Below are 24,510 nucleotides of genomic sequence, written 5' to 3'. Positions count from 1 at the left end.
TCACAGGTCTTTGAGCACGAGTTCGAGTACATCGAGACCCTCGACGAGCAGGTCGTCGCTGATCGTCAGAGGCGGAAGAAAGCGCACCACATTCCCGAAAGTGCCGCAGGACAACACGATCACCCCGGCAGCGTGGCAGCCGGCGCACAGCGCCCTGGTCAGTTCCGCGTCGGGCTCGAGGGTGCCCGGCTTCACGAATTCCATCGCGATCATCGCGCCGCGGCCGCGGACATCGCCGATGCGGTCGTCCTCGGCTTGCAGCCGCCCGAGCCGGTCCTTCATCAGCGTCTCGATCTCGCGAGCGCGTTCGACCAGACCGTCGGCCTCGATCGTCTCGATCGTGGCCAACGCAGCCGCACACGCGATCGGGTTGCCGCCGTACGTGCCGCCCAGACCGCTGACGTGCGGGGCGTCCATGATCTCGGCGCGCCCGGTGACCGCCGACAGCGGCAGACCGTCGGCGATGCCCTTGGCGGTGACGATGAGGTCGGGTTCGATGCCCTCGTGTTCGCAGGCGAACATCGCACCGGTGCGCGCGAAACCGGTCTGCACCTCGTCAGCGATGAACACCACGTTGTTGTCGCGGCACCAACCCTGCAGCGCGGGCAGGAAACCGTCGGCAGGCACGATGAACCCGCCCTCGCCCTGGATGGGCTCGATGAGCACCGCGGCGAGGTTGTCCGCGCCGACCTGCTTGTCGATGACGGTCAGCGCCCGTTTGGCCGCCAGCGCCCCGTCGGTGGCGATCTCCTTGCCGAATTCCCCGTCGCGGAACGGATACGACAGCGGCGCGCGGTAGATCTCGGGGGCGAACGGGCCAAAGCCGTGCTTGTAGGGCATCGACTTGGCGGTCAGCGCCATCGTCAGGTTGGTGCGGCCGTGATAGGCGTGGTCGAACGAGACGACGGCCGACTTGCCGGTGTACGACCGCGCGATCTTGATCGCGTTCTCGACCGCCTCCGAGCCCGAGTTGAACAGCGCCGAGCGCTTCTCGCCGGTGCCTGGCGTCAGCCGGTTCAAGTGCTCGGCGACCGCGACGTACCCCTCGTAGGGGGTGATCATGAAGCAGGTGTGGGTGAACTCGGCCGCCTGCCTGCGCACCGCGTCGACCACCCGCGGCGACGAATTGCCGATCGTGGTGACCGCGATGCCCGATCCGAGGTCGATCAACCGGTTCCCGTCGACGTCTTCGACGATGCCGCCGAAGGCGCGCGCGGCGTAGACCGGCATGGTGTTGCCGATGCCGCGGGACACGGCGGCGGCCTTGCGGTCGATCAGTTCCTGCGAGCGGGGGCCCGGAATCGGGGTGGCGAGGTAGCGGCTCTGGTCGAGGGTGCTCATCGTGGTCAAAGCCTAGCCGTGCGGGCACCGATCCGGTTGATAAAGCCGGTGGCATGTGGCGAGATCATCTCCCGCTGTCGCACACAGCGACGGAATTCGTCGCCCATCGCCTCGAGCGTGGACCACTGGCGGGGCCGGGCGGCCCCGGATCGTGACGGGGCCACGGCCACAAACGCCCGCAATGGCACACTGGTCACTTATGGGCGCGTGGCCCGACCGTCGCTGCGCCATCACCACAAAACCTAACGAAAGACAGTTTTGCCATGGACCTCGTCGTCTTCTTGCCCCTGCTCATCGTGCTCGGCGCCTTCATGTTCTTCGCCTCGCGACGCCAGAAGAAGGCCATGCAGGCCACGATCGACCTGCACAATTCGCTTCAGATCGGCGACCGCGTGCACACCACCTCCGGCCTGCAGGGCACCATCGTCGGCATCACCGATGACGACGTCGAACTCGAGATCGCGCCGGGCGTCGTCACCACCTGGATGAAGCTCGCGGTGCGTGACCGCATCACCGAGGACGACGAGTTCGACGACGACACCGCTGAGCCCGAGTCGACCGCCACCGAGCTCACCGACACCCCGAACACGAAGACGGACGGCTGAGTCCGAGGGCCAACAGCACAGCAAGAGGCCGTAATCTTTGCGGTGCTCGTACTGATCTCGAGGAGACCTGAGGAAACGTGGCATCGTCTTCGGCGCCGGTTCACCCTGCCCGCTACCTAACGCTGTTCTTGGTGTTGCTCATCGGCGCCTACCTGCTGGTGTTCCTGACCGGAACCAAGAAGCCCGAGCCGAAACTCGGCATCGACCTGCAGGGCGGCACCCGTGTCACGCTGACCGCGCGCACGCCCGACGGTTCACCGCCCACGCGTGACGCGCTCAACCAGGCGCAGCAGATCATCAACGACCGCGTGAACGGGCTCGGCGTCTCCGGGTCCGAGGTGATCATCGACGGCAACAACCTGGTGATCACGGTGCCCGGCAACGAGAGCAGCGAAGCCCGCAACCTCGGACAGACAGCGCGGCTCTACATCCGGCCGGTGCTGTATCAGATCCCCGCGCAGGGCCAGGCCCAGCAGCCGCCGACCGAGGGGCCCGAGGGCGCCCCGCCCGGTGGTGCTCCTGCTGGGGGCGCTCCGCCCGCCGGTGGGGTGCCGGGGGTGCCCGGGCTGCCGCCGATCGCCCCCGCCGAGCCGGGCGCACCGATCGGTCCGGGCGGTGCGCCGGCCGGGCAGCAGCCGCCGGCACCGCCGACCGCGCCTGCCCCGCCGCAGCCGCGGCCCTATCCGCAGGATCTGCCGGCCCAGCCCGCGCCGGAGCCCCCGCCGACGCCCCAGCCGACTCCGCCTCCGGGACCCGGGCAGCCCGCACCCACGCCGCCGGGACCCCGCGGACCGGGTGACGTCCCGCTGCAGCAGCGCATCGCCGACGAGAAGCAGTTGCGCCAGAGCACCGATCAGCAGATCCAGATCCTGGCCCTGCAGTTCCAAGCCACCCGCTGCGGTCAGGACGACGTGCTGGCGGGCAATGACGATCCGAACCTGCCGCTGATCACCTGCTCCGACGACGGCGCGACGGTGTATCTGCTGGACAAGTCGATCCTAAGCGGCGAGCAGATCCAGGACGCCACCTCCGGGTTGGACCAGCAGCGCGGCGAGTATGTCGTCGATGTGCAGTTCAAGAGCGAAGGCTCGAAGATCTGGGCGGACTTCACCGCGGCCAACGTGGGCACGCAGACCGCGTTCGTCCTCGACTCCAAGGTGATGAGCGCCCCCGAGATCCAGGAGGCGATCCCCGGAGGTCGCACCCAGATCACCGGGCAGTTCACCCAGAGCACCGCGCGCGAACTGGCCAACGTGCTCAAATACGGGTCACTGCCGCTGTCCTTCGAATCGTCTGAGGCAGAAACCGTCTCGGCGACCCTGGGGCTGTCGTCGTTGCGGGCGGGCCTGATCGCCGGTGCGGTCGGCTTGGCGCTGGTGCTGCTGTACTCGCTGCTCTACTACCGGATGCTGGGTGTGCTCACCGCACTTTCGCTGATCGCTTCGGGCGCAATGGTTTTCGCGATACTCGTACTGCTCGGCAGATGGATCAACTACACATTGGACCTGGCCGGTATCGCAGGTCTGATCATCGGTATCGGTATGACCGCGGACTCGTTCGTGGTGTTCTTCGAACGCATCAAAGACGAGATACGCGAAGGGCGTTCGTTCCGCTCGGCGGTGCCGCGCGGTTGGGCCCGAGCGCGTAAGACGATCGTGTCGGGCAACGCGGTGACACTGCTCGCCGCGGTGGTGCTCTACATCCTGGCGGTGGGCCAGGTGAAGGGCTTCGCCTTCACGCTGGGGCTGACCACGGTGCTCGACGTCGTCGTCGTCTTCCTGGTGACCTGGCCGCTGGTGTACCTGGCGTCGAAGTCGACGCTGCTGGCCAAGCCGGCGCTCAACGGCCTTGGGGCCGTTCAGCAGATCGCCAGGGAACGACGAGCAGCCGCGCACGCGACGGGACGGGATTGACACATGGCGGCCAAGTCAGCCAACGACCAGCAGAGCGGCGCCGTGGAGGCGCCCGACCTCGAGGCGGCCACGCCTCAGCACGGGTTCTTCGTCCGCCTCTACACCGGCACCGGCGCGTTCGAGGTCATCGGCAAACGCAAGCTGTGGTACGCGGTCAGCGGCCTGATCGTCGCGGTCTGCGTCGCCAGCATGCTGTTGCGCGGCTTCACCTTCGGCATCGACTTCGAAGGCGGGACCAAGGTATCGATGCCGGCGGCCACCGAGTCCGGCACGGTGACCACCCAGCAGGTCGAGGACGTCTTCAACCGGACGCTCGGTAAAGCGCCGGAGTCGGTGGTCGTGGTCGGAAGCGGCGATTCGGCGACCGTGCAGATCCGTTCCGAGACGCTGACGAACGAGGAGACCGAGGAACTGCGCACGGCGCTGTTCGAAGACTTCAAACCGAAGGGCTCCGACGGCCAGCCCAGCAAGCAGGCGATCAGCGACTCCGCGGTGTCGGAGACCTGGGGCGGTCAGATCACCCAGAAGGCGCTGATCGCGCTGGTGGTGTTCCTGGTACTCGCCGCCATCTACATCACGGTCCGCTACGAGCGCTACATGGCGGTCGCGGCGCTGGCCACGCTCGCGTTCGACCTCATCGTCACCGCCGGGGTGTACTCGGTGGTCGGGTTCGAGGTGACACCGGCGACCGTCATCGGCCTGCTCACCATCCTCGGCTTCTCGCTGTACGACACCGTGATCGTGTTCGACAAGGTCGAGGAGAACACCCACGGGTTCGAACACACCACCCGGCGCACCTTCGCCGAACAGGCCAACCTCGCCGTCAACCAGACCTTCATGCGCTCGATCAACACCAGTCTGATCTCGGTGCTGCCGATCCTGGCGCTGATGGTGGTCGCGGTGTGGCTGCTCGGCGTCGGCACCCTGATGGACCTGGCACTGGTGCAGCTGGTCGGCGTGATTGTGGGCACCTACTCGTCGATCTTCTTCGCCACCCCGCTGCTGGTGTCGCTGCGCGAACGCACCGAGCTGGTCCGCTCGCACACCCGCAAGGTGATGAACCGCCGCAAGGGTGCCTCTGCGCGGGCGACCGGGGCCACCGACGGCACCGAGACCGTCGCCGACGAACCGGAGACCGTCGCGGCCACTACCGCGCGGGCGGACGCCACGCCGCCGCCGGACAAGCCGGCACCCGGTGCGCGTCCCGCCCGACCGACGACCAGCCGGACCGGCCGCCCGTCGGGTAAGCGCGACACCCGTCGGCGGTAGTGCCGATGATCGCCCGCACGACCCGCAGGCGGGTGACCCGTCGGCTCTCGGTCGTGGCAACCGTCGCGGCAGTGGCCGCATCGATGGTCGCCGCGTGCACACCGAGCCCGGCCGACAGCATCGACTACGCCGTCGACGGCGTGTTGATCACCTACAACACCAACACGGTGGCGGGCGCGGCCTCGGCCGGGCCGCAGGCGTTCGCGCGGGTGCTCACCGGGTTCAACTACCACGGGCCCGACGGGCAGATCGTCGGTGACCACGACTTCGGCACGATCTCGGTGGTCGGCCGCGCGCCGCTTGTCCTCGACTACGAGATCAACGGCAACGCCGTGTACTCCGACGGGAAGCCGATCACCTGCGACGACCTCGTGCTGGCGTGGGCGGCCCAATCCGGCCGGTTCCCGACGTTCGACGCCGCCAGCCGCGCCGGCTACAGCGACGTCACCGGGGTGGAGTGCGCGCCCGGGCAGAAGAAGGCGCGCGTGTCGTTCGCGCCGGACCGCGGCTTCGTCGACTTCGGTCAGCTGTTCGCCGCGACCTCGCTGATGCCGTCGCACGTGATCGCCGACCAACTCGGGCTGGGCGACGGCGGGGTCACCACCCCGATCCTCGGCAACGACGGACCGGTCGTCGAGCGCATCGCCCAACTGTGGAACACCGGCTGGAACCTCAAACCCGACCTGGACCTCAAGAGGTTCCCGTCGTCGGGGCCCTACAAGCTCGACTCGGTCACCGAGGACGGCGCGGTCGTGCTGGTCGCCAACGACAAGTGGTGGGGCGCCAAACCGGTCACCGAGCGGGTCACCGTGTGGCCGCGCGGGGCCGATATCCAGGAGCGGGTCAACCAGGGCGCCTACGACGTCGTCGACATCGCGACCGGGTCGTCGGGGACGCTGAACCTGCCCGACGACTACGTCCGCACCGATTCGCCCTCGGGCGGCATCCAGCAGTTGTTCTTCGCGCCGGACGGTGTGATGGCGCCGCCGCCGGCGCGCCGGGCGCTGGCGCTGTGCACGCCGCGCGACGTGATCGCCCGCAACGCCGAGGTGCCGATCGCCAACGCGCGGCTCAACCCGGCCGCCGAGGACACCTACTCCGCGGCCGAGGGCATGGGCGACGCCGGCCAGTTCGTCGCCGCCAACCCGGAGGCGGCCCGCGGCGCGCTGGCCAACCGGCCGCTGACCGTGCGGATGGGCTATCAGAGCCCCAACCCGCGGCTGGCCGCGGCCGTCGGCGCCATCGCCAAGGCGTGCGCCCCGGCGGGCATCACAGTCGAGGACGCCGCCACCGACCAGACCGGCCCACTGTCGTTGCGCAACAAGGAGATCGACGTGCTGATCGCCAGCACGGGCGGCGCGTCGGGCAGCGGATCGACCGGTTCGTCGGCGATGGACGCCTACCAATTCTTCACCGGCAACGGCAACAACCTGCCGCGGTACTCCAATCCGGAGGTCGATCGGGTGATCACCGGTCTGGCCATCACGGCCGACCCCAAGGAGATCGCCCGGCTGCTCGGCGAGGGCGGTCCGGTGTTGTGGGCCGACCTGCCGACGCTGCCGCTGTACCGTCAGCAGCGGACCGTGCTGACGTCGAAGAAGATGTTCGCGGTCAGCAGCAATCCGACGCGGTGGGGGGCGGGCTGGAACATGGACCGTTGGGTGCTCGAACAGTGAGCGACGACATCTCCGGGCTGATCGAATCGATGATGCGCCAGGTCCCCGACTTCCCGGAACCGGGCATCCAGTTCAAGGACCTGACCCCGCTGCTGGCCGACGCGCACGGCCTGGCCGCGGTCACCGATGCGCTCGCCGAATGCGGCGAAGGGGCCGACCTGATCGCCGGCATCGACGCGCGCGGCTTCCTGCTGGGCGCCGCGGTCGCGTTGCGGCTGGGCACCGGGGTGCTGGCGATCCGCAAGGGCGGCAAACTGCCGCCGCCGGTGCACAGCGTGACCTACGAGCTCGAGTACGGGAGCGCGACGCTGGAGATCCCGGCCGACGGCCTCGACATCCGCGGGCGACGGGTGCTGATCATCGACGACGTGCTGGCCACCGGAGGCACCGCGGCCGCCGCGGTCCGGCTGCTCGGCGACGCCGGCGCGACGGTGACGGGCGCGGCGGTGTTGCTCGAGCTGACCGCGCTGAACGGCCGCTCGGTGCTCGAGCCGCTGGCCGTGACGTCACTGCTTTGCGTCTGAGCGATATCCTCGGAGGCGGGCGAGCAGGAGGTGACCATGGCTGACAAACCCGGCACGGGCCAGGCCGTGCAGTCGCCGCCGACCGCGCCCGGCCCCGAGACCCAACCGCTGGAGACCCCGAAGACGTCGGCGAGCGCGTCGCGGCGGGTGCGGGCCCGGCTGGCGCGCCGCATGACCTCCCAGCGCAGCGCGATCAACCCGGTGCTCGAGCCGCTGGTCGCGGTGCACCGCGAGATCTATCCCAAGGCGAACCTGCAATTGCTGCAGCGGGCCTACGAGGTCGCCGAGCAGCGCCACGCCGACCAGATGCGCCGCTCGGGTGACCCCTACATCACCCATCCGCTCGCGGTGGCCAACATCCTCGCCGAGCTCGGCATGGACACCACCACGCTGATCGCGGCGCTGCTGCACGACACGGTGGAGGACACCGGCTACACGCTGGAGGCGTTGACCGAGGAGTTCGGCACCGAGGTCGGCCATCTCGTCGACGGGGTCACCAAGCTGGACAAGGTCGCGCTGGGCACCGCCGCCGAGGGCGAGACCATCCGCAAGATGATCATCGCGATGGCGCGTGACGCCCGCGTGCTGGTCATCAAGGTCGCCGACCGTTTGCACAACATGCGCACCATGCGGTTCCTGCCGCCGGAAAAGCAGGCCCGCAAGGCCCGCGAGACGCTGGAAGTCATTGCGCCGCTTGCCCATCGGCTCGGTATGGCGACGGTCAAGTGGGAACTCGAGGACCTGTCGTTCGCGATCCTGCACCCGAAGAAGTACGAGGAGATCGTCCGGCTCGTCGCCGATCGGGCGCCGTCGCGCGACACCTATCTGGCCAAGGTGCGCGCCGAGATCACCGCGACGCTGACCGCCTCGAAGATCAACGCGGTGGTGGAGGGCAGGCCCAAGCACTACTGGTCGATCTACCAGAAGATGATCGTCAAGGGCCGCGACTTCGACGACATCCACGACCTCGTCGGCGTGCGGATCCTGTGCGACGAGATCCGGGACTGCTACGCGGCGCTGGGCGTGGTGCATTCGCTGTGGCAGCCGATGGCCGGACGGTTCAAGGACTACATCGCCCAGCCGCGCTACGGCGTCTACCAGTCGTTGCACACCACCGTCGTCGGACCCGAGGGCAAACCCCTGGAAGTGCAGATCCGCACCCACGACATGCACAAGACCGCGGAACTGGGCATCGCCGCGCACTGGCGGTACAAGGAAGCCAAGGGCCGCAACGGCGTTCCGACCCAGCACGCATCGGCCGAGATCGACGACATGGCGTGGATGCGGCAGCTGCTCGACTGGCAGCGGGAGGCCGCCGACCCGGGTGAGTTCCTGGAGTCGCTGCGCTACGACCTCGCGGTGCAGGAGATCTTCGTGTTCACCCCCAAGGGCGACGTGATCACGCTGCCGACCGGGTCGACGCCGGTGGACTTCGCCTACGCGGTGCACACCGAGGTCGGGCACCGCTGCATCGGCGCCCGCGTCAACGGCCGGCTGGTGGCGCTCGAGCGCAAGCTCGAAAACGGCGAAGTGGTCGAGGTTTTCACCTCGAAGGCGCTCAACGCGGGCCCGTCGCGGGACTGGCAGAGTTTCGTGGTCTCCCCGCGCGCCAAGGCCAAGATCCGCCAGTGGTTCGCCAAGGAGCGCCGCGAGGAAGCCCTCGAGGCCGGTAAGGACGCGATCGCCCGCGAGGTGCGGCGCGGCGGACTTCCGTTGCAGCGCTTGATGAATGCGGAGTCGATGGGCGCACTGGCCCGCGAGCTGCGGTACGCCGACGTCTCGGCGCTCTACACGGCGGTCGGCGAGGGCCACGTCTCGGCGCGGCACGTGGTGCAGCGGCTGGTGGCACTGGTCGGCGGCGACGAGGAGGCCGCCGACGAACTCGCCGAGCGGTCCACCCCGGCGACCATGCCGGTGCGCCAGCGCACCAGCGACGACGTCGGCGTGTCGGTGCCCGGTGCGCCCGGCGTGCTGACCAAACTCGCGAAGTGCTGCACGCCGGTGCCCGGCGACAACATCATGGGCTTCGTCACCCGCGGTGGCGGCGTCAGCGTGCACCGCACCGACTGCACCAACGCCGCGTCGCTGCAGCAACAGTCCGAACGCATCATCGAGGTCAAGTGGGCGCCGTCGCCGTCGTCGGTGTTCCTGGTCGCGATCCAGGTCGAGGCGCTCGACCGGCACCGGCTGCTGTCCGACGTGACCCGGGTGCTCGCCGACGAGAAGGTCAACATCTTGTCCGCGTCGGTGACCACGTCCAACGACCGCGTCGCGATCAGCCGGTTCACCTTCGAGATGGGCGACCCCAAGCACCTCGGTCACGTGCTCAACGTGGTGCGCAACGTGGAGGGCGTGTACGACGTCTACCGCGTCACGTCCGCGGCGTAGGCCGCAATCCAACAGAAGCGGCGTAGGCCGCAATCCAACAGAAGCGGCGTAGGCCGCAATCCAACAGAAGTGGCGTAGGCCGCGTTGGCAAATTTCGGTGAGGCTCGTCAATTTTTGCCGGGTCTGGGATACTCCGACGATGCGCCCCGCTCTGCTGGTTGTCTTCGCGTCGCTCGGCGTCCTGGTCGTCGGGTGCAGTTCCACGATCAAGCCTGAGGGAGCGGCGAAGTCCGTCGTCGACCTGGTTTCCGAGCAGACCGGCTTCAAGCCGACCGACGTCACATGCCCCGACGGCGTCGAGGCCAAGGAGGGCACCACCTTCGAGTGCACGTTCACCGGACCCGAAGGTACGGAGTACACGGCGAACTTGCGGGTGACCAAGGTCGAGGGCGACGACGTGGAGTTCTACATCGAGACCGCGCCCAGCGAGTGAGGCTCAGTCGAGCCGGATCGTCTCGATCTCGACGTCGGTGACGGGTTCGCCGTCAGTGCTGCCGCCCTGCACCCCGGCGGCGGCGATCTTCTCGAGCGTGGCCAGCCCGGTCTCGTCGATCTTGCCGAACGCGGTGTAGGTCGGCGGCAGCTCGGAGTCGTCGTAGACCAGGAAGAACTGGCTGCCGTTGGTGCCGATGCCGGCGTTGGCCATCGCCAGGGTGCCGCGGGGGTAGCGCACCGGCTTCTTGAGCGCCGGATCGCTCAGCCGGAACTGGTTGGTCGGGTACTCGTTGGGGAACCGGTAGCCCGGGCCGCCGGTCCCGCTGCCGGTCGGATCTCCGCACTGCAGCACGGCCAGCTCGCCGGTGGTCAGACGGTGGCACGGCGTGTTGTCGAAGAACCCCTGCTGGGCCAGGCTGGCGAAGTTGTTGACCGTGCACGGCGCCTTGGCGTTGTCGAGCTGCAGGCCGATGTTGCCTTCGTTGGTGGTCATGCTCGCGCTGATGAACTCCGAAGTGACCGGCACCCGCCCCGTGCGCGGCGGCTTGGCCGGCTTGTCCGCCGGTTCGGTGGTCGCCGGGTACTGGCAGTTGGAGCCCAGCGTGGCCGGCGGCTTGAACGCAGGCAGCTCGTCGAGCTGACCGGTCGGGGTGGCGGTCCGGTCGGGCACCATGCCGTCCAGCGACTCCAGGTCACGCGCGACGGCCGCAACGAAGACGACGCTCACGACGATCACCAGGACCGCGGCCACGGTCAGCAGGTAACCGATGACCAGGCCGGCCAGTGCCAGCCCGCGGCCCTCCTCGCCGTTCTTCTTGATCTGCGACAGCGACACATGACCGAACACGATGCCCAGCGGCGCGAACAGGAACGCGCACACCAGGGCCGCGATGGCCAGCGCGTTGGTCTGCCGCGGCGGCGGAGGATAGCCGTAGCCGGGATACGCCGGCGGGTAGCCCGGGTACGGCGGATACCCGGGGTACGGCGGCGGATAGGGCTCGGCCGGCGGAGGCGGCCCGCCCGTCGGTGGTGTCGTCACGGTCGTCCGGTCAGTCCAGCAGGATCGACTTGACCTGGACCGGGGTGGCCGGCGCGCCGTCCTGACCGCCGCCCTCGACCCCGTTGCCGGCGATCTTGTCCAGCGTCGCCAGGCCTGTCTCGTCGATTTTGCCGAACACGGTGTAGTTCGGCGGCAGCTGCGAATCCTGGTAGACGAGGAAGAACTGGCTGCCGTTGGTGTTGGGTCCGGCGTTGGCCATCGCCAGCGTGCCGCGCGGGTAGCGCACCGCTTCCATCAGCTTCGGATCGTCGGGCTGGTACTGGTTGGTCGGGTACTCGTTGGCGAATTCGTAGCCCGGGCCGCCGGTGCCCTTGCCGGTCGGGTCGCCGCACTGCAGCACCTTGAGCTGATCGGCGGTGGTCAACCGGTGGCAGGGCGTGTTGTCGAAGAATCCCTGCTGGGCCAGGCTGGCGAAGCTGTTGACCGTGCACGGCGCCTTGGCGTTGTCCAGGAGCAGGCCGAGATTGCCCTGATCGGTCGACATGCTGACGCTGACCTCGGCCTCGCTGGTGGGCACCTTGCCGGTGCGCGGTGGGTTGACCGGCTTGCTGGCCTTCTCCCGCGAGGCGGGGTACTGGCAGTTCTCGCCGAGGCCGGCCGGTGCGGCGAACGGGGGCAGCTGACCGGGCTCCGCGGGGCCGGGGTCGGGCGTGCTGGTGGTGGCCGTGTTCTGGCTGACGTCCGAATCCCGGTTGGTGATGACGACGGTCGCGACCACCGCGGCGATCACGACGACGGCGCCCACGACCGAGCCGATGATCGTGTACAGCCGCCGCTTACGAGCCTGCTCGGCGCGGCGCTCCAGCTGCCGCTCCAGTTTGCGCTTCGCTGTCGCCCGCCGCTGTTCGTTGGTCGGCACGCCGGTGTCCTCCTCGTGTTGATCGGTCCGCAACGAGTGTGCCAGGCGTTGCTGAGTGCGGTGCTGCACCCCACGTCGTGGCGGGATGGGAAACTGGAGGCCGTGTTCATCACCGGGTTTCCGGCCGGCCTGCTGGCGTGCAACTGCTACGTGCTGGCTCCGCGGACCGGGGCCGACGCGATCGTCGTCGACCCCGGCCAACGCGCGATGGGGCCGCTGCGCCGGATCCTCGACGACAACCACCTGACGCCTGCGGCCGTGCTGCTCACCCACGGCCACATCGACCACATCTGGTCCGCGCAGAAGGTCGCCGACATGTACGGCTGCCCGGCGTTCATCCACCCCGAGGACCGCGGCATGCTGACCGACCCGATCAAGGACTTCGGGCGCGGCTTCATCGGGGGACTGGCCACCTCCGCGTTCGGGGCGCTGTTCCGCGAACCCAAGCAGCTCGTCGAACTCGACAAGGACGGGGACAAGGTCGAGTTGGGCGGGGTGACGGTCACCGTCGACCACACGCCGGGCCACACCCGCGGGTCGGTGGTGTTCCGCGTCGCGCAGGGGCCCGACGAGATCGCGTTCACCGGCGATACCCTGTTCCGGCAGTCGGTGGGCCGCACGGACCTGCCGGGCGGCAGCGGCCGGGACCTGCTCGGCTCGATCGTCAACAAACTGTTGGTGCTCGACGACGACACCGTGGTACTACCGGGGCACGGCCCCAGGACCACGATCGGCTTCGAGCGCCGCCACAACCCGTTTCTCGAAGGCTTGAGTAAGTGAGTGAATTTCAGGCGCCCAAGGGCGTCCCGGATTACCTGCCCCCGGACTCCGCGCAGTTCGTCGGTGTGCGCGACGGGCTGCTCGACATGGCCCGTCGCGCCGGATACGGCGACATCGAACTGCCGATCTTTGAGGACACCGCGCTGTTCGCCCGCGGCGTCGGCGAATCCACCGACGTGGTGTCCAAGGAGATGTACACCTTCGCCGATCGCGGCGACCGGTCGGTGACGCTGCGGCCCGAGGGCACGGCCGGGGTGATGCGCGCGGTCATCGAACACGGTCTGGACCGCGGCGCGCTGCCGGTCAAGCTGTGCTACGCCGGGCCGTTCTTCCGGTACGAGCGCCCGCAGGCGGGGCGGTACCGCCAGCTGCAGCAGGTCGGCGTCGAGGCGATCGGCGTCGACGACCCCGCGCTCGACGCCGAAGTGATCGCGATCGCCGACGCCGGGTTCCGCTCGCTGGGCCTCGACGGCTTCCGCCTGGAGATCACCTCGCTGGGCGACGACACCTGCCGCCCGCAGTATCGGGAGTTGTTGCAGGAGTTCCTGTTCAAGCTCGATCTCGACGAGGACACCCGCCGCCGCGCGGAGATCAACCCGCTGCGGGTGCTCGACGACAAGCGCCCGCACATCCGGGAGATGACCGCCGACGCGCCGGTGATGCTCGACCACCTCTCTGATGTCGCCAAGCAGCACTTCGACAGCGTGCTGGCCCATCTCGACGCGCTCGACGTGCCGTACGTCATCAACCCGCGGATGGTGCGCGGACTGGACTACTACACCAAGACGACGTTCGAGTTCGTGCACGACGGGCTCGGTGCGCAGTCGGGGATCGGCGGCGGCGGCCGTTACGACGGGCTGATGCACCAGCTCGGCGGAAAAGACCTGTCCGGCATCGGGTTCGGACTCGGTGTCGACCGCACGCTGCTGGCGCTCAAGGCCGAGGGCAAGACGGTCGGCGGGACGGCACGCGTCGACGTGTTCGGGGTGCCGATGGGCGAGCAGGCCAAGGTGACGCTCGCGGTGCTGGCCGCTCGGCTGCGCGCCGCGGGTGTGCGCGTCGACCTGGCCTACGGCGACCGCAGCGTCAAGGCCGCGATGAAGGCCGCGGACCGATCGGGTGCCAAGCTGGCGCTGGTGGCCGGCGACCGCGACATCGAGGCCGGCACCGTCGGCGTGAAGAACCTGGCGACCGGTGAGCAGACCGACGTCGCCGTCGCCAGCATCCACGCCGAGGTCCTGGCGCGCCTGAACCGCGCCTGAACGCGCGCTACATCACGTCGACGGGAGGCCCCATGTCGCTGATCGCGCTCGAGGAGCACTACGCCTGGGACCCGGCGAGCACGGGCAATGTCGTGGCGACGTGGCTCCGGGAGCATAACGAGCTCGGGTATCAGCGGCTGTACGACCGAGGTGATCTGCGGCTGGAACAGATGGATCCGGCGGGCATCGACTTTCAGATCCTGTCGCTGTTCGACCCCGGCGTGCAGGACGAGACCGACGTCGGCCGTGCCGTCGAGCTGGCCCGCCGCGCCAACGACGATCTCGCCGAGACGGTGCGCCGCACCCCGGACCGCTTCGGCGGTTTCGCCACGCTGGCCACCCAGGATCCCGCCGCCGCGGCCACCGAATTGCGCCGGGCGGTAACCGATCTCGGGTTGGTCGGTGCACTGATCAACGGCCACTGTCAGGGCCGCTACCTCGACGACCCGGCCTACTCCGACCTGTTCGCCACCGCCGAAGACCTCGGCGTGCCGATCTACCTGCACCCCACCACCCCGCATCCGGCGGTGATGGACGCCTGGTTCGCGCCCTACGTCGACGACGGCCTGCACCTGGCGTCGTGGGGCTTCGCCGCCGAAACCGGCACGCACGTGCTGCGGCTGATCTATTCGGGGCTGTTCGACCGGTTCCCGCGCCTGCAGATGATCATCGGCCATCTCGGCGAGATGCTGCCGTTCGCGGCCTACCGCGTCGACCGGTATTACGGGCTGGGGGGATCCGGCTCGGGCACCCGGGTTAAACGCCGTCCCTCGGAGTATCTGCGCGCCAACTTCCACGTCACCACCAGCGGGAACTTCTGCGCCCCGGCGTTCGCGTGCACCCTGGAGGTGATGGGTGCCGACCGGGTGATGTTCTCCGTGGACTATCCGATGGACGACAACGCGACCGGCGCACAGTTCCTGCGCGACTATCCGATGGACGACGCCACCCGCCGAAAGGTCAGCTCCGGCAACGCCGTCGAGCTGTTCGGTGACCGCCTACCGGCTCACCTGCGGGGCTGAGGCGCTCACAGCCCGAACACCTGTCCGTCGTGGGCGACCGTGACGCGGCCGGCGAAGTGCTTGCCGACCGCACTTAACCATTCCGCTTCGGGTAGGTCGGTGGGTGAGTAGTGGCTCAGCACAACGTGTTCGGCGTTGGCCGCGGCGGCCACCTCGCCGACCTGTTCGGCGGAGGTGTGTGAAGCGACCAGGTAGCCAGGGGGGAACCGGTTTCCGTAGTAGGCGTCGTCCAGGCTGAACTGCGCCTCGTGCACCAGGACGTCGGTGTCCTTGGCCAACACGATGAGGTTGTCCGATTTCGTCGTGTCACCGGAAAACGTCACCGACACACCGGATCTGATCAGATCGAATCGGAACGCGAACGCCGGGTACACGTCGTAGTGTGAGACCAGCGTCGCGGTGACGGCGACGTTGTCGTCGCGCATCACCGGGAATGGGTCGATCCGCGGTGCCCTGTTGAGGTAGTCGGAACCCGGGGGCACGGCGATCTCGACGACGTTGGCCAGGCGCTGGATGTCGTCGATGCCCATGTCGCGGATGAAGATGTTGTTGGTGTAGGCGAACGCCTGCTGCAGCGCCGCGGTGGTGGCCGCCAGGCCGGGCGTCGCGGCCGGGGCGTCGATGGTCGGTGGATGCGGGTTGCCGACGCGGCTCGGTGGCAGCCCGCCGGCGGGACCGGGGCCGTAGACGTTCACCGGCGCTTTGCCTTTGGCCGCCGTGTAGCCGCCTGAGGCGAAGAAGCTGAAGTAGTCCACGATGTGGTCGGTGTGCAGGTGGGTGATGAACATGGCCTTCAAGGAGTCGAACCGCAGCCCCGCATTGGTGAAGGCGTTCAATGAGCCCAGGCCGCAGTCGATCTGGTAGAGATCGCCGCCGACCTTGAGCGTCGACGAGATGCCGGTCCGTCCGGGCACCGGGGGAGGGCCGGCCTGCACGCCGAGGGTGATCAGCGCGTCGGTCGGGTGCTCGTGAGGCGCTTGCGGCGCTGCCGATCCGGGAGCCGACGCACTCAACGCCACACCGCCGAGGACGGCCGACACCGACGCGGCGAGCATCGTTCGCCGGGACAACCCGTCGTCGTGATGCCCGCAGGCACATCCGGCGGGTCCGGTCGTCATTGGTCCCGGACGACGGCGTTCAGAACCTCGTCGATATTGCCCAACCCGCCGTCGAACGGGTTGCCCCGCTTGAGGACCTGCGTGCCGCCGGGCGTCAACGCCACGAGTTTCGGCGAGCTCGAACCGACCTGGAACTTGCGCGCGAACCGCACCTGGTCCAGCTGGACGAGCGCGCCGCCGCGGTAGCTGAACAGTTCGAGCTTGCGGTCCAGGACGGCGGCCGGGCGGCACTCATGCAGCGGACGGCTTCGGTACCGGCGGATCCGGCGGACCGCCAGGAACGTCGCCACCGCCAGCGCCGCCCCAACCGCGACGAAGACCCCACCCAACGCCCGCGACGGTGTGCCCGCGATCAGCGCGACCAGACCGAAACCCGCGACGACGACGGTGAGCACCCCGAGCACGAACGCCAGCACCGTCAGCCCGCCGGTGCCGCGGTCGATGACCAGTACGCGACGCCCGTCATCAGTGACGACGAGGCCGCCGGTGTCGATGAGTACCCGGTTCTCGGTCGGAGTGTCCACGGCTGCACTGTGCCATTCGACCGGCCGCGAGCGTGCACGAACTGTCAAATGTCAGATGGCCATGGCGGCGCGTACGTCGGCCTCGGAGGCTGAGCCGCCGGTACCGCTGGAGGTCACGCGCCCGGCCTCCAGGATGTAGTACTGCTGCGACGACTCGAGCGCGAACCCGATGTGCTGCTCGACCAGCAGCACGCCGAGACCGCCGCGCTTGGTCAGGTCGGTGATCGCCGCCTCGATCTCGGCGACCACCGACGGCTGGATGCCCTCGGTGGGTTCGTCGAGGATCAGACACTTCGGCGTGGTGATCAGCGCGCGGGCGATCGCCAACTGCTGGCGCTGGCCACCGGAGAGCAGACCGGCGCGCCGCGTCAGCAGCTCCTTCAGAGCGGGGAACAAATCGAGTTGCTCGTCGATGAGCTGCTTGCCGTTCTTCCGGCCGTCGGCCACGACCTGCAAATTCTCCATCGTGGTCAACTGGCCGAACGACTGCTGGCCCTGCGGCACATAGGCCAGGCCGCGCGCCACCCGGGCGCTGGGCCGCAGCTTCGTGATGTCCTCGCCGTCGAAGATCACCTGTCCGGCAGAGCATTTGAGCAGCCCGACCGCCGCCCGCAGCAGCGTGGTCTTGCCCGCGCCGTTGTGGCCCATCACCGCGGCTACCCCGTCGGACGGCACCTCGATGCTGACCCCGTGGATCACCTCGGACCGGCCGTAGCCGCAACGCACGTCGGCAAGGGTGAGCATCAGGCGTTCTCCTCGATCAGTTCCTCGGGCACACCCGCGGCGCCGGCGGCCGCCGTCCCCAGATACACCTCCTGCACCTTCGGGTTGGCCTGCACTTCGGCGACCGAACCCTCGGCGATGACCTGCCCGCGCGCGAGCACCGTCACCGACGTCGCGAACGCGCGCATGAAATCCATGTCGTGTTCGACGACGACGACGGTGCGCTGACCACCGATGCGCCGCAGCAGGTTTCCGGTCTCTTCGCGTTCCTCGTGGCTCATGCCGGCGACCGGTTCGTCGAGCAGCAGCACGTCGGCGTTCTGCACGAGCAGCATGCCGATCTCCAGCCACTGCTTCTGGCCGTGGGCGAGCACACCGGCGGGCTTGTCCGCCAGCTCGGTCAGCCCGATCGTCTCGAGAGCCTCCTCGATCGCGGGCAGCACCCCCTTGCGGCGGCGCAGCAGGGTCCACGCCGACCGTCCGGCGCCCGCCGCGATGTCGAGGTTCTGCAGCACGGTCAGCTGTTCGAAGACGCTGGCCGTCTGGAACGTGCGCCCCACACCGAGGCGCGCGATCTGGTGCACCTTCTTGCCGAGCAGTTCGACGCCGGACTTGTTGACCGAGCCGGTGGCGTTGACCAGGCCGGTGATCGCGTCGATGACGGTGGTCTTGCCGGCGCCGTTGGGTCCGATCAAAAACCGCAGATCACCCTGGAACAGGGTCAGGTCGACGTCGCTGACGGCCTTGAACCCGTCGAAATCGACGGTGAGACCGCGCACTTCGAGGTACTCGGCGCCCATGCCGGCGTTGCCGCCGACGGCGGGTTCCTTGGACGTGCTCATGTGGATGCGCCCACCTTCTCGGTGTCGGGGTCGGTCTGAGTCTCGGGCTGCGGTGCGGGCGGCGGTTTGGCCCGGCCGAACCGGCGCCGCTTGAACAGCACCCCGAGGCCGGCCAGGCCCGCGGGGAAGAAGCCGACGACGACGATGAACAGCAGCCCCTGCGCGTACGTCCACTCCGACGGGAACCGTTCGGAGAACAGCGTCTGCGCCCACGCCACGCCGATCGCGCCGAGCACCGGCCCGAGCAGCGTGGTGCGGCCACCGATCGCGACGCCGATCAGGAACGCGATCGACGGCAGGATGCCGACCTGCGACGGCGCGATGAAGCCGACGATCGGCGCGAACAACGCACCGGCGATGCTGGCGAACAACGCGGCGGCGGTGTAGGCGACGACCTTGATGTTGGCCGGGTCGTAGCCGAGGAAGCGGACCCGCTCCTCGCCGTCGCGCACCGCCACCAGCAGTTCGCCGTACCGGCTCTGCATCAGTTGACGGACCACGGCGACCACCACGAGCAGCACACCGGCGGCGATGAAGTACAGCATCCGCCGGTTGGCCGGATCGTTCAGGGTGAACCCGAAGAACGTGCGAAACCTGTTCAGCCCGTTGCTTCCTCCCAGGCCGGTCTGGCCGACGAGCAGGATCGCCAGCGCCGCCGCCAACGCCTGCGACAGGATCGCGAAGTAGGCGCCCTTGACGCGGCGCTTGAAGACGCCGAAGCCGAGCGCCGCCGCGATACCCGTCGGCACCAGCACGATCGCCAGCAGGGTGAAGGCGGGGGAGGCGAACGGCGCCCAGTAGCCGGGCAGTTCGCGCACACCGGCGATCTGCATGAAGTCGGGCACATCGTCGCCGCGCAGTTGCGCGTCGGCGATTTTGAGGTGCATGCCCATCATGTAGCCGCCGAGACCGAAGAACACGCCCTGGCCCAGCACGAGCATTCCGCCACGGCCCCACGCCAATCCGATGCCGACCGCGACGATCGCGAAGCACAGGAACTTGCCCAGCAGGCTGAGCCGGAAATCCGACAGCACCGCCGGCGCCACGCCGAACAACAGCACCGCGGCCACCCCGAAACCGGCCCACGTCTGCCATCGGCCCAGGAACGTCGTCATACCAGGCTCCTCGTCCGGACGGTGAACAGACCCTGCGGGCGGGCCTGCAGGAAGATGACGATGATCACGAACACGATCACCTTCGCCAGCGACGCGGTGGTGTTGTACTCGATGAACGAGTTCAAGAAGCCCAACGCGAACGCCGCGATGACGGTGCCCTTGATCTGGCCGAGGCCGCCGACCACGACCACCAGGAACGCGTCGATCAAATAGCTCTGCCCGATCGTCGGGCTGGTCGAACCGATCAGCGTCAGCGCGACACCGGCCACCGCGGCCAGGCCCGAGCCGATGAAAAACGTTGTGATGTCGGTCTTCCGCGACGAGATGCCGCTGGTTTCGGCGAGATCACGGTTCTGCACGACGGCACGGATCCGCCTGCCCATCGGGCTGACCTTCAGCGCCGTCGCCAGCGCCGCGACGCACACCACGGCCAGCACCAGGATGAAGATGCGGGTCTTGGGAACCACCGCCCCGAAGACCTCCACCCCACCCGAGAGCCAGGCCGGCGCCACCACGTTGACCGCCGGCGCGCCGAAGATGTCGCGGGCGACCTGCTGCAGCACCAATCCGACGCCGAAGGTCACCAGCAGCGTGTCCAGCGGCCGGTGATACATCCGCTGAATCAGCGTGGTCTCCAGCAGCGCGCCCATCGCGCCACCGATCAGGAAGCCGATGAGCAGCGAGATCAGCAGGGACGCACCGGCACTCGACACGACCTGCTGCACCACATAGGCGGTGTAGCAGCCGGCCATGATGAACTCGCCGTGCGCCATGTTGATGACGCCCATCTGGCCGAACGTCAGGGACAAACCCAGAGCGGCCAGCAACAGGATCGAGCCGAGGCTCAATCCTGTTGCCAGCTGCCCGATCAGGACATCCATCGAGGACAAACTCCCGTCGCGTCGCTCGTCGTGTGACTCAGCTGGACAGCCCGGCGGCCCACGGATAGGACTTCAGGTAGGGGTCCGGCTCGATCGGTCCGGGCGACTCCCAGATCGTGTAGATCAGGCCGTCGGGCCGGATCTCACCGATGCGGGCGGTCTTGGTGATGTGGTGGTTCTCGCCGTCGATGGTGACCAGACCCTCGGGGGCGTCGAACGTCACGCCACCGGCCGCGTCCTGAATGGCCTTGACGTCGAACGAGTTCGCCTTCTCGACGGTGTTCTTCCACAGGTACACCGAGACGTAGGCGGCCTCCATCGGATCCGACGTCGGCTTGTCGGCGCCGAACTTGTCCTTGTAAGCCTTGACGAACGCCTTGTTGACCGGGTTGTCGACCGTCTCGTAGTAGTTCCAGGCGGTGAGCTGGCCGGTGACGTTCTGGATGCCGATGCCGCCGACCTCCTCCTCGGCGATCGACACCGACACCACCGGCATGGCCTCCGGCGTCAGGCCGACGTTCTTGTACTCGCGGAAGAACGCCACGTTGGAGTCGCCGTTGAGGGTGTTGAACACCGCGTCGGCGTCGGCGGTGCGCACCTTGTTGACGATGGTCGAGAAGTCCGTCGAACCCAGCGGCGTGTAGTCCTCACCCTTGATCTCGATGCCGTTGGCGCCTGCGTAGGCCTTGATGATCCGGTTGGCGGTCTGCGGGAACACGTAGTCGCTGCCGACCAGATACAGCGACTTGACGCCCTTCTCCTTGAGGTAGTCGAGCGCCGGCACGATCTGCTGGTTGGTGGTGGCGCCGGTGTAGAAGATGTTCTTGCTCGACTCCAGGCCCTCGTACTGGACGGGGTAGTAGAGCAGCGAGTTGGCGCTCTCGAACACCGGCAGCATCGCCTTGCGCGACGACGACGTCCACCCGCCGAACACCGCGGCCACGCAGTCGCTGCTGATCAGCTTCTCGGCCTTCTCGGCGAACACCGTCGGCTCCGATGCGCCGTCCTCGCCGACGAGCTGGATCTGCTTGCCCAGCACACCGCCGGAGGCGTTGATCTGCTCGACCGCGAGGTCGATGGCGTGGCGGACGGTCACCTCGGAGATCGCCATGGTGCCCGACAGCGAGTTCAGCGCACCCACCTTGATGGTCGGAGCCGAGGTGTCGACGCACGATTCGGCGTTTGCCGAGTCCGACTCCGTCGCCTTGCTTCCGCAGCCGGTCAGCACCAGGCTTGTTGCGGCGACGATGCCGCCCGCAACAAGGGCCGACCGCTTCATCGAGGACCGTCGTGGTAGTCGCATGAACAGCCTTTCCTATATATCCGCAGCGCACATCGGACGATGAGCGTCGAGTCGTGTGCGAGATTCGCGACACCTCGCGGGTGTCGAATCGGGACGTTAGAGCCGCGGTGTTTCTAGGAAATGTCTGTGTGTGACGAACAAATTAACCTGTGACTCCGGCGCTGTTGGTTTGCCGTTGACCTACCGGGATGTAGCTGGACGGCCGGCGCTGTAACGGTTTGGTACGGTCCGGCGATGTGACGAACATGCGAACAGCTACAGCCAAAGTTGGGGCGGTGTTCATGCTGGCAGCAGCGTCCATCGCGGTCAGCAATGCAACGGCGCAAGCCCAGCCGGCCGGTCAGGTGGTCCGGTACACGTTGACGTCGACGACCGCAGCGGACTTCCAACTGAACTATCTGATTGCGCAGCCTCCGAGCAAGGAGGCCTACAACGCCGACGCCTACGCGTACCTCAAGAAGGAAGAGGTCGTGCTGCAGCCGGGCGTGCCGTGGGTGTTCGAAACCACCATGGAGGATCCGCAGTGGGCGATCCTCACCGCGAGCACCGGTGTGCACGCCATGCAGGCGCCGCCGACTCCGCACTGCGAGATCGCCATCGACGGTCAGGTGGCCGTGCAGCAGGACGGCCCGTACACGGTGCAGTGCCAGCTCAGCCAGTGGTGAGTTAGTCCGAACCGGCGACGGTTTCCAGCTCGGTCAGGCCGTGCAGCACCGCGGGCAACGGGTCGCGGTGCAGCACGCCCAGCCGCTGGGTCGCCCGGGTGAGCGCGACGTAGAGGTCGGCGGCGCCGCGCGGCCCGTCGGCGAGGATCCGGCCCGGGTCGACGACGAGCACCGCGTCGAACTCGAGTCCCTTGGTCTCCGACGGCGGCACCGTCCCCGGCACCCCGGGCGGCCCGATCACCACGCTGGTGCCGTCACGTCCCGCCTCGTCCTGCACGAATTCGGCTATCGCGGAAGCTAATTCGTCGTCGTCGACCGGTCGCGACCAGGGCCGCACACCGCACGCGCGCACCGACTCGGGTGGCTGCGCTCCTGGCGCGAACTCGGCGAGCAGCGCCGAGGCGACGGCCATGATCTCGGCCGGCGTGCGGTAGTTCACCGTCAGCGACCGGTACACCCAGCGGCCCGGCACATACGGTTGCAACACCGCCTCCCAGGACGTGGCGCCCGCCGCGGACCGCCGCTGCGCGAGATCGCCCACCACGGTGAACGATTTGGCCGGGCAGCGGCGCATCAGCACCCGCCAGTCCATCTCCGACAATTCCTGCGCCTCGTCGACGACGACGTGCCCGTAGGTCCAATCCCGGTCTGCGGCAGCGCGTTCGGCGACCTCGCGGGTGTCGCGCTCGGCGAAGCGGTCGGCGAGCTCGTCGGCGTGCAACAGGTCCGAGGCGATCAGGTGGTCCTCGTCGTCCATCAGGTCCTCGCGCGCGACCATCAGATCGAGCACCCCCGCGGCGTACGCGGCCTCCTCCTGGCGCTCCCGTTCAGCGGCCAGGTCGGGTTTGATGCCGCCGAGCAGATCGACCAACTCGTCGAGCAGCGGCACGTCGGAGACCGTCCACGCGTCGCCCTGAGCGCGCCACAGCGACTCGTCGGCCCCCGCGGCGCGCAGCCGGTCGCGCGACTCGTACAGCCCCGCCAGCAGCGACTGCGGGGTGAGCTCGGGCCACAGCTGATCGAGCGCGGCCGCGAACGCGTCGTGGTCGCCGAGTTCGTCGAGCAGTTCGGCGCGCAGGTGCTCCCACGCCTGCTTGTCGGCACCGGTCAACCAACCCTTGCCGATTCGGGCGATCGCGCGTTCGGTGAGCACCCAGGTGATGACGTCGACGAACGTCGCCCGCGCATCGTTGTGCGGCAACCCGGTGTCACGCGCCTCCTGGATGGCCCATTCCGCGGTCTCGGCGTCGATGCGCACGGTGACGTCGGCCAGCTTGATCGGCAGCGGCTCGGCGGGCACCTGTTGCCGGTCGGCGACCGCAGCGGCCAGCACCTCGAGAATGGCCAGCGAGCCCTTGCGCCGCGCCACCTCCGGCTCGTCGTGAGCGGTGACGTGCAAACCCCCGACGAGGTCACCGGTCGTCATGAACACCACGTTGGTCTCACCCAGCGACGGCAGCACGCGGCTGATGTGGTCGAGGAACGCGGGATTCGGGCCGATCACCAGCACGCCGTGGCGCTCCATGCGGTCGCGATGGGTGTAGAGCAGATAGGCCACCCGGTGCAGCGCCACCACGGTCTTGCCGGTGCCGGGCCCGCCCTCGACGACCAGCACGCCCGCGTGGTCGGACCGGATGATGTCGTCCTGCTCGGCCTGGATGGTGGCGACGATGTCGCGCATCCCGTCACCGCGCGGCGCGTTGACCGCGGCCAGCAGCGCGGCGTCGCCTCGTTCCCCGTCGCCGGGCCGGCCGAAGACCTCGTCGGTGAAGTCCAGGACGCGGCGCCCGCGGGTGTGGAACTGGCGGCGGCGCCGCATGTCCTCGGGGTGGGCGCCGGTGGCGACGTAGAAGGCACGAGCGGCGGGTGCGCGCCAGTCGATCAGCACCGGCTCGTAGTCGTTGGTCTCGTCGAGCAACCCGATGCGGCCGATGTAGCGGCGTTCACCCGACACGCTGTCCAGGCGGCCGAAGCACAGTCCGTGGTCGGCGATGTCGAGGCGGTTCATCCGCTTGGCCTCGGCCCGCACCTCGGCGTCGCGGTCGACGAGCTCGCCGCCGGTGCCGCGCAGCGCGGCGGCGTAGCGCTCCTTGGCCCGCACGCGTTCGGCGTCGAGCCGCTCGTACAGCCCGGCCACGTAGCGCTGCTCGGAGCGCAGTTCCTCGTCGTACCCGTCGATCGGCACGCCGCCCCACTTTCCTTCAT

22 protein-coding genes are annotated in these 24,510 nt (G+C 68.5%); 11 read left to right on the top strand and 11 right to left on the bottom strand.

Features of this window, described 5'->3' with window-relative positions; genetic code table 11:
* The gene (gene gabT / locus BLW81_RS22885) at window positions 1–1,341 is read right to left on the bottom strand and encodes a 4-aminobutyrate--2-oxoglutarate transaminase (RefSeq protein WP_083409164.1); all 1,341 of its coding nucleotides are present in this window, start codon (window positions 1,339–1,341) and stop codon (window positions 1–3) included.
* 263 nt (window positions 1,342–1,604) lie between these two features.
* Between gabT and yajC the strand changes: the two genes are divergently transcribed.
* The 7 genes from yajC (at window position 1,605) to BLW81_RS22850 (ending at window position 10,149) form a co-directional block, all read left to right on the top strand.
* The gene (yajC, locus tag BLW81_RS22880; protein WP_083409163.1) at window positions 1,605–1,946 is read left to right on the top strand and encodes a preprotein translocase subunit YajC; all 342 of its coding nucleotides are present in this window, start codon (window positions 1,605–1,607) and stop codon (window positions 1,944–1,946) included.
* 77 nt (window positions 1,947–2,023) lie between these two features.
* Complete coding sequence (gene secD / locus BLW81_RS22875; protein ID WP_083409162.1) at window positions 2,024–3,859, top strand: protein translocase subunit SecD; 1,836 nt, start codon at window positions 2,024–2,026, stop codon at window positions 3,857–3,859.
* Between the two features lie 3 nt (window positions 3,860–3,862).
* Complete coding sequence (gene secF, locus BLW81_RS22870; RefSeq protein WP_083409161.1) at window positions 3,863–5,128, top strand: protein translocase subunit SecF; 1,266 nt, start codon at window positions 3,863–3,865, stop codon at window positions 5,126–5,128.
* A gap of 83 nt (window positions 5,129–5,211) precedes the next feature.
* Complete coding sequence (locus BLW81_RS22865) at window positions 5,212–6,804, top strand: ABC transporter substrate-binding protein (protein ID WP_157897991.1); 1,593 nt, start codon at window positions 5,212–5,214, stop codon at window positions 6,802–6,804.
* A gap of 29 nt (window positions 6,805–6,833) precedes the next feature.
* Window positions 6,834–7,328: an adenine phosphoribosyltransferase gene (locus BLW81_RS22860; RefSeq protein ID WP_083410758.1), complete on the top strand. Its 495-nt coding sequence runs from the start codon at window positions 6,834–6,836 to the stop codon at window positions 7,326–7,328.
* 36 nt (window positions 7,329–7,364) lie between these two features.
* On the top strand, window positions 7,365–9,716 hold the full coding sequence (locus BLW81_RS22855; protein WP_083409160.1) for a RelA/SpoT family protein: 2,352 nt from the start codon (window positions 7,365–7,367) through the stop codon (window positions 9,714–9,716).
* Window positions 9,717–9,855: 139 nt separating this feature from the next.
* Entirely contained in the window at window positions 9,856–10,149 is a 294-nt protein-coding gene (locus BLW81_RS22850; protein WP_083409159.1) for a DUF4333 domain-containing protein, read from the top strand.
* A 3-nt stretch (window positions 10,150–10,152) separates the two neighbouring features.
* On the opposite strand, the gene BLW81_RS22845 is transcribed toward BLW81_RS22850, so the two are convergent.
* Window positions 10,153–11,190: a peptidylprolyl isomerase gene (locus tag BLW81_RS22845; RefSeq protein WP_083409158.1), complete on the bottom strand. Its 1,038-nt coding sequence runs from the start codon at window positions 11,188–11,190 to the stop codon at window positions 10,153–10,155.
* A 10-nt stretch (window positions 11,191–11,200) separates the two neighbouring features.
* The gene (locus tag BLW81_RS22840; protein ID WP_083409157.1) at window positions 11,201–12,070 is read right to left on the bottom strand and encodes a peptidylprolyl isomerase; all 870 of its coding nucleotides are present in this window, start codon (window positions 12,068–12,070) and stop codon (window positions 11,201–11,203) included.
* A gap of 102 nt (window positions 12,071–12,172) precedes the next feature.
* Here BLW81_RS22840 and BLW81_RS22835 point away from each other — a divergent pair, with 102 nt between their 5' ends.
* From BLW81_RS22835 to BLW81_RS22825, 3 genes are read left to right on the top strand one after another with little or no spacing between them, the layout of a single operon-like run.
* Complete coding sequence (locus BLW81_RS22835; protein WP_083410757.1) at window positions 12,173–12,850, top strand: MBL fold metallo-hydrolase; 678 nt, start codon at window positions 12,173–12,175, stop codon at window positions 12,848–12,850.
* Entirely contained in the window at window positions 12,847–14,112 is a 1,266-nt protein-coding gene (gene hisS / locus BLW81_RS22830; protein ID WP_083409156.1) for a histidine--tRNA ligase, read from the top strand. Before BLW81_RS22835 ends, hisS begins: the two co-directional genes overlap by 4 nt.
* 32 nt (window positions 14,113–14,144) lie before the next feature.
* Window positions 14,145–15,134, top strand: coding sequence for an amidohydrolase family protein (locus BLW81_RS22825; protein ID WP_083409155.1), 990 nt, complete (start codon window positions 14,145–14,147; stop codon window positions 15,132–15,134).
* 5 nt (window positions 15,135–15,139) lie between these two features.
* Here BLW81_RS22825 and BLW81_RS22820 read toward each other — a convergent pair whose 3' ends face one another.
* The 7 genes from BLW81_RS22820 to urtA are packed head-to-tail and all read right to left on the bottom strand — an operon-like array spanning window position 15,140 to window position 21,640.
* Complete coding sequence (locus BLW81_RS22820) at window positions 15,140–16,252, bottom strand: MBL fold metallo-hydrolase (RefSeq protein ID WP_083409154.1); 1,113 nt, start codon at window positions 16,250–16,252, stop codon at window positions 15,140–15,142.
* Window positions 16,249–16,776 carry a hypothetical protein gene (locus BLW81_RS29660; protein WP_173839665.1) on the bottom strand — a complete coding sequence of 176 codons (528 nt, stop codon included), beginning with the start codon at window positions 16,774–16,776 and terminating at the stop codon, window positions 16,249–16,251. The genes BLW81_RS22820 and BLW81_RS29660 overlap by 4 nt, the downstream gene beginning before the upstream one ends.
* Before the next feature lie 51 nt (window positions 16,777–16,827).
* Window positions 16,828–17,520, bottom strand: coding sequence for an urea ABC transporter ATP-binding subunit UrtE (gene urtE / locus BLW81_RS22810; protein WP_083409153.1), 693 nt, complete (start codon window positions 17,518–17,520; stop codon window positions 16,828–16,830).
* Entirely contained in the window at window positions 17,520–18,341 is an 822-nt protein-coding gene (gene urtD / locus BLW81_RS22805) for an urea ABC transporter ATP-binding protein UrtD (protein ID WP_083409152.1), read from the bottom strand. Before urtD ends, urtE begins: the two co-directional genes overlap by 1 nt.
* The gene (gene urtC / locus BLW81_RS22800; RefSeq protein WP_083409151.1) at window positions 18,338–19,456 is read right to left on the bottom strand and encodes an urea ABC transporter permease subunit UrtC; all 1,119 of its coding nucleotides are present in this window, start codon (window positions 19,454–19,456) and stop codon (window positions 18,338–18,340) included. Before urtC ends, urtD begins: the two co-directional genes overlap by 4 nt.
* Window positions 19,453–20,337 (bottom strand): urea ABC transporter permease subunit UrtB, encoded by an 885-nt coding sequence (urtB, locus tag BLW81_RS22795; protein WP_083409150.1) that lies wholly within the window; start codon window positions 20,335–20,337, stop codon window positions 19,453–19,455. The genes urtC and urtB overlap by 4 nt, the downstream gene beginning before the upstream one ends.
* 37 nt (window positions 20,338–20,374) lie before the next feature.
* Complete coding sequence (gene urtA / locus BLW81_RS22790; protein WP_083409149.1) at window positions 20,375–21,640, bottom strand: urea ABC transporter substrate-binding protein; 1,266 nt, start codon at window positions 21,638–21,640, stop codon at window positions 20,375–20,377.
* A gap of 245 nt (window positions 21,641–21,885) precedes the next feature.
* Here urtA and BLW81_RS22785 point away from each other — a divergent pair, with 245 nt between their 5' ends.
* Window positions 21,886–22,305, top strand: coding sequence for an Rv2576c family protein (locus BLW81_RS22785; protein WP_157897800.1), 420 nt, complete (start codon window positions 21,886–21,888; stop codon window positions 22,303–22,305).
* Window position 22,306: 1 nt separating this feature from the next.
* On the opposite strand, the gene helR is transcribed toward BLW81_RS22785, so the two are convergent.
* A complete protein-coding gene (helR, locus tag BLW81_RS22780) occupies window positions 22,307–24,490 on the bottom strand; it encodes an RNA polymerase recycling motor ATPase HelR (protein ID WP_407662283.1) in 2,184 nt (727 codons plus the stop codon).
* Window positions 24,491–24,510: the final 20 nt, after the last annotated feature.

Source organism: Mycolicibacterium rutilum, from assembly GCF_900108565.1.
GTDB lineage: Bacteria > Actinomycetota > Actinomycetes > Mycobacteriales > Mycobacteriaceae > Mycobacterium > Mycobacterium rutilum.
Note: the sequence above shows the minus strand (reverse complement) of the source record. Positions and strands in the feature narration are given on the sequence as shown.

Bases quoted from the DNA above. Each gene is read 5' to 3' on its own strand.
- BLW81_RS22860 (WP_083410758.1), top strand. From the start codon at position 6,834: ATGATGCGCCAGGTCCCCGACTTCCCGGAACCGGGCATCCAGTTCAAG.
- urtE (WP_083409153.1), bottom strand. From the start codon at position 17,520: ATGCTCACCCTTGCCGACGTGCGTTGCGGCTACGGCCGGTCCGAGGTG.
- BLW81_RS22785 (WP_157897800.1), top strand. From the start codon at position 21,886: ATGCGAACAGCTACAGCCAAAGTTGGGGCGGTGTTCATGCTGGCAGCA.
- BLW81_RS22865 (WP_157897991.1), top strand. From the start codon at position 5,212: ATGGTCGCCGCGTGCACACCGAGCCCGGCCGACAGCATCGACTACGCC.
- secF (WP_083409161.1), top strand. From the start codon at position 3,863: ATGGCGGCCAAGTCAGCCAACGACCAGCAGAGCGGCGCCGTGGAGGCG.
- BLW81_RS22825 (WP_083409155.1), top strand. From the start codon at position 14,145: ATGTCGCTGATCGCGCTCGAGGAGCACTACGCCTGGGACCCGGCGAGC.
- yajC (WP_083409163.1), top strand. From the start codon at position 1,605: ATGGACCTCGTCGTCTTCTTGCCCCTGCTCATCGTGCTCGGCGCCTTC.
- urtB (WP_083409150.1), bottom strand. From the start codon at position 20,337: ATGGATGTCCTGATCGGGCAGCTGGCAACAGGATTGAGCCTCGGCTCG.
- urtC (WP_083409151.1), bottom strand. From the start codon at position 19,456: ATGACGACGTTCCTGGGCCGATGGCAGACGTGGGCCGGTTTCGGGGTG.
- urtD (WP_083409152.1), bottom strand. From the start codon at position 18,341: ATGAGCACGTCCAAGGAACCCGCCGTCGGCGGCAACGCCGGCATGGGC.
- BLW81_RS22850 (WP_083409159.1), top strand. From the start codon at position 9,856: ATGCGCCCCGCTCTGCTGGTTGTCTTCGCGTCGCTCGGCGTCCTGGTC.
- BLW81_RS22855 (WP_083409160.1), top strand. From the start codon at position 7,365: ATGGCTGACAAACCCGGCACGGGCCAGGCCGTGCAGTCGCCGCCGACC.
- gabT (WP_083409164.1), bottom strand. From the start codon at position 1,341: ATGAGCACCCTCGACCAGAGCCGCTACCTCGCCACCCCGATTCCGGGC.
- urtA (WP_083409149.1), bottom strand. From the start codon at position 21,640: ATGCGACTACCACGACGGTCCTCGATGAAGCGGTCGGCCCTTGTTGCG.
- BLW81_RS22820 (WP_083409154.1), bottom strand. From the start codon at position 16,252: ATGACGACCGGACCCGCCGGATGTGCCTGCGGGCATCACGACGACGGG.